The sequence below is a fragment of the Pararobbsia alpina genome (assembly GCF_902859895.1).
Taxonomy (GTDB): domain Bacteria; phylum Pseudomonadota; class Gammaproteobacteria; order Burkholderiales; family Burkholderiaceae; genus Pararobbsia; species Pararobbsia alpina.
Window position 1 is genome coordinate 1 of sequence record NZ_CADIKM010000107.1, and the last position, 4,578, is coordinate 4,578.

Annotated in this window: 1 protein-coding gene and 3 pseudogenes; all 4 read right to left on the reverse strand. The window is 58.0% G+C overall.

Annotated elements, in window-relative coordinates:
• Positions 1–112 precede the first annotated feature (112 nt).
• Positions 113–979, reverse strand: a pseudogene (locus tag HV670_RS29270) (IS110 family RNA-guided transposase); the annotation flags it as partial.
• A 411-nt stretch (positions 980–1,390) separates the two neighbouring features.
• A pseudogene (locus tag HV670_RS29275) lies at positions 1,391–2,354 on the reverse strand (IS110 family RNA-guided transposase).
• Positions 2,355–2,478: 124 nt separating this feature from the next.
• Positions 2,479–3,281, reverse strand: a pseudogene (locus tag HV670_RS29280) (IS110 family RNA-guided transposase); the annotation flags it as partial.
• Positions 3,282–3,544: 263 nt separating this feature from the next.
• Entirely contained in the window at positions 3,545–3,949 is a 405-nt protein-coding gene (locus HV670_RS31675) for an anti-sigma regulatory factor (RefSeq protein WP_246258094.1), read from the reverse strand.
• Positions 3,950–4,578 lie beyond the last annotated feature (629 nt).

Here is a 4,578-nt window from a genome sequence, read left to right on the forward strand (position 1 = left end):
TCGCGTACTCGGCGCTTGCAAAGCTGCGTTGCTTCATGTCCGTACCGTTATGTTCGCATCGCCTTCAGCATGCATGCATCGTGTAGCTGAAGTCAATTGATCAGCGAATCCCTAGCAGCTTACGTGCATAGCTATTTCCGGTCTTGGTAATGCTGCCTTGCCGTCGTTTCGCACCTGACGAATGCTCTGAAGGCGTCACGCCAATCCATGCCATCAGCAGTCGGGGATGTTCGAAGCGTGTGAGGTCACCCAATTCGGATACCAGGCCGATCGCTGGTGTGAAGTTGATGCCGCGCATGGCCTGCAAGGCGAGTACGACTGGATAAAACCGCCAACCCGTGACGGCTTCATGCAATGCCAGCTCCAGCCGCTCGCATTGCGCAAGCCGGTCTTCGATCGTGCGGCGATGTTCGTTGAATGCCAGTTGCTGCCAGGCACTGTCGAACGAGAACGTGCTTAACCAACGCCGGTGTGTCGGCCCCCAGCTGGCGCGACCGAGGTAGTGGACGCCGTGGGCAAGCAGGAACGATTTGAGCCTGCAGCGTGCTGCCTTCAGGTCTTCCCTGGCAGCCGACCAGGCACGAGCCAAGTCACGAAACGCTTCGTCTTCAATCGTCGGCACATGCACGGCGGAAAGGTCTCCGGCGCGCAGCGAGCGCACCAGCTTGACCGCGTCACGACGGTCCGTCTTGACGCGATCTCCAGGCTTGCGTGGGATAAGCGATGGTGCGCAGACCACGCAATCGAAGCCTTTATCGATCAGCCTTCGGTACAGGCCGTACCCGCAAGGGCCTGCTTCGTAGACAAAGCAGATGTGCTGTGCTTTGGACTGCAGCCGCTTGCACATCCGGTCGATGTCAATGTGCATGGTGCCGACCTTGCCAAACAATTCGACTTCTCCCATCCCGATCGCATAGGCGACCGTAATCGAATCCTGGTGGACATCCAGTCCCACGTACAACGTGCTATCGTGTTCGATGCTGGCCTCCGCGTCGGAATGAACCGTTGAGCGGTGGTTCTGCCCGCTCAATGCGGCTCTAGCAGCAATGCTAATCCGCGCTTACTTCCCCACGGCGCCTGCCTTGCCGCGAGGGAGTCATACTGACTCTATGAACGCGTCCCGTTTTGCAACAGTTTTTCGTTTGTTCAGACTGACAGGATGGGTTGCAGCTCTCTATCCGGCCTTCGTGCAGCCGATACAGCCGCTGCGGGCCCCTATGAAATCCGCTGACTCGCTCCTCATTCTTACCACGAGCTCGAAGCTCAAGACAGTATGCAGGTTTAGCGAGTCCCAGGTCCTACCTGAGTGGTCATCACAATCGATTGCTGCGCAACTTTCTCGACGTTCACCCTGTGTTAAAGCGTTGAACTTCTATTTCACGAACCTTTTTTAGATGGGCTTTACACTCACGTAGTCCTTGCAGTATGGCCTGTCGTGAGCAAGTACCGCCAGATTGTGCGTGCCATCTTGTTTGCCAGAGCGACGACTACGACGTTCTTGGGTCTGCGCCTGAGCATCTGCTCAACCCACGGACCAGGCTCCTTCCCGTGCTCTAGGACCGATCGCGCGCCGTGAATTAACAGGGTGCGCAGGTATGTGTCTCCGCGCTTCGATATGCCGTGCAAGATCACCTTACCTCCGGAACCGCCTTCGGATCGCCCATGGTCGCGACGGCTGCTGTCGCGGTCAGCAATCCCACGCCCGGGATTTCGCTGATGGCCTTGACCGCCTTGTCCTCTTTTTTCCACTCCCGCATCCGACGCTCAATCTGCGCGACCTGCTCATCGAGTTTCGTCAGTCCGTTCCACTGCTCGCGAAGTGAGTCGATCACAACCGCCGGCAGTCGCTCGGCCACCCGTTCCAATACCGCTGGAATCGCCTTGTCAAGCGCAGCACGGCTCTTGCCCATCACCTCGCCGTATTCCGTCAGCAATCCACGCAGGTTGTTGACCTGCATCGTGCGAAACTTGATGAGTTGCTGGCGCATCCGATGCAGCGCCAACATCGCCTGCTGTGTCTCCGTCTTCACCGCAACCGGCTTGCCTGGTTGCCGAACCGCCAACCAGATCGCGCGTGCATCAGCAGCATCATTCTTGTTTCGAATGTTGAACGCCTTAGCAAATTCAGCCGGTATCAATTTGACGTCATGTCCCATCTTGACTAGCTGGCGTGCCCAGTGATGCGCCCCGCCACACGCTTCCATTCCGATGAGGCACGGCGCGCGATTCGCGAAGTGCTCAAGGAACTTCGCCCGCTTAATCGGCTTGTTCACGATCTCACCGGTTTCCTGATCGACGTAATGCACCTGGAAAACGAGCTTGGCTATGTCTACGCCCACTGCCATACTGTTCATCGTGGATCCTCCGGTTGCCGGGAAATGCGTGCATTTCCCATTTGGGCACATCGATGCCGTTGGCCCGTGAGGGTCCACCTTACCTCTGCTCTCACATTCACGGGTCGGACGCGTTCATTTCATTCTTGCTTATGCCGCCCAACCGTACCTTGCCGCCAGTACCGTTTTGCCTGGGAACCAGGCCGAGGCACGCGGCAAGTTCACGTCCCGACTTGAATGCTGCGGGATCGCCAATCGTCGCGACCAGGGCTGTCGCCGTCAGTGGTCCGATACCTGGAATCGCAGCGAGCCGCTGACATGCGGCCTCCTGTCGTCGCCAGGCAACGATCTGTGTCTCGAGTTTCTTGATCCCCCCGTCGATCCGGTCGAAGTGCTGAAGCTGGTCGCAGAGCGCGCAGAACAGCGTGCCGGGAACGACCTGCTCGATTTCATGGAGCCGCTCGCGGACCTCGGCCGGGCCCGCGACGCGACCCACCTTGAGCGTCACGCCAAATTCGTACAACAGGCCTCGCAGCTGGTTGACTTGCATGGTACGTGACTTGACCAGCAATGAACGCATGCGATGCAAGGCCAGCGTGGCCTGCTGATCTGCCGTTTTCGGTGCGACCGAACGCATGCCGGGCTGCTGTGCTGCTGTCCAGATCGCACGAGCGTCCGTTGCATCGGTCTTGTTGTTCTGAACGAACGGGCGGATGAACCTCGCGTGCAGCAATACGACTTCATGACCCAGCGCCACAATCTTGCGTGCCCACCAGTGCGCACTCCCACATGCTTCCAAAGCCACGCGTCCGGCCGCTCGCTGGCCAAGAAATTCTATAAGCTGTTGCTTCGTGAACCGGCGATTCACAATCTCACCGGTTCCACTTCAACCCAATACATCTGGAAGGTCCGCTTTGCAATATCGAGGCCGAACGTCGTAGTATTCATGATGGTCCCTCCGATCCTCAAGTGGTGGTGGCACCTCCACTTTGGCACATCGATGCCGTTCGGTTCGGGAGGGACCCAATATTTGCAAAGTCACTTCCGTGTCCGGAGCCTGAACCTCTGCGAAGGGAGGGCGGCGTTCATACCATCTGTCCAGAATGACCAGTGAACGGCAGTGCATCATTCCGAAATCTTGCAATCGCGACAACTAACATATTCCGACGCGACTTGAGGACCTCGACGACGATACGCAGCGCTCGGTTAGCTCAAAACCGCTTCCACTTGAGGATCGAGATATGCGAACCCGCACCTGGTGTCGAGCGGATATGAAACTCGTCACAAAGCCGCTTTGCACCGCCAAGGCCAAGGCCAAGCCCGTTGCCAGACGAAAAGCCATCTGCCAAAGCCTTGTCGATATCGGGAATGCCCGGTCCCTGGTCAATAAATTCGAGCCTAAGGCCCAACCGGCCGTTGCTTTCCGGCATGAGAAAGTGAGCGTCTCCGCCACCGCCGTGGATAAGCGCATTGCGCGCGAGTTCGCTCGCGGCCGTCACAAATTTGGTCTGATCAGTCAGGGAAAAACCCAACGCTACCGCTTTCGCCCGCACGAACTGCCGGAGGCGCACGATGTCTTCGCCGGAGCGAATGGGAAATACTTCGGATTTGGGCATGGCGGCCACGGCGCGCGGCTCGTGCAGAACAGTCGTATCGCGGTATCCGGGCATCATGGGGCTAAGTTCGAGGTCTAGTTCGGTGCAATTGCGAAACAGGATACTCCTCCCCATGCTGACTATTGATTGCCCACACGGGGTCCCTTTCGGCAGCACCGTCATTAAATAGCGTGCCTTTGAGTCGTCAATGCGGGCTGTTGGGACCGCACCGGCAAAACGCGAAGGAAGGCATTTCCGGTGCCGCAGGATAAATCCTACTTTTCGTTAATTTCAGTGGCACCGGGCGACCGCGCGGCAGTGGGCTATGGCTGTATCCATTTAATGGGACCCCTGTTAGTCGGTTGGCGGCCGGCCCTCCGGCGTGCAACTGTGCGCCGGGCGGGAATTTTCACTAACGGTCAGTCGGCGTCGCGGACAATTCGAGAGTGAAGCTCACCTCCACTCCCCCGGACCCTGGAAATTGCAGTCGCAGCGCCGGCACTATCCACGCATCATTAGGCAGCTGGCATGGGCATGGGCATTCGTCGGGCCGCAACCAAAGTTGGGAATAATCAACTGGACGCGTCGCTCAACAGCCAGGCTGGTTCATGAAATGCGTTGACAGCCCTAGCTTGCTAGGGTATTGTGGC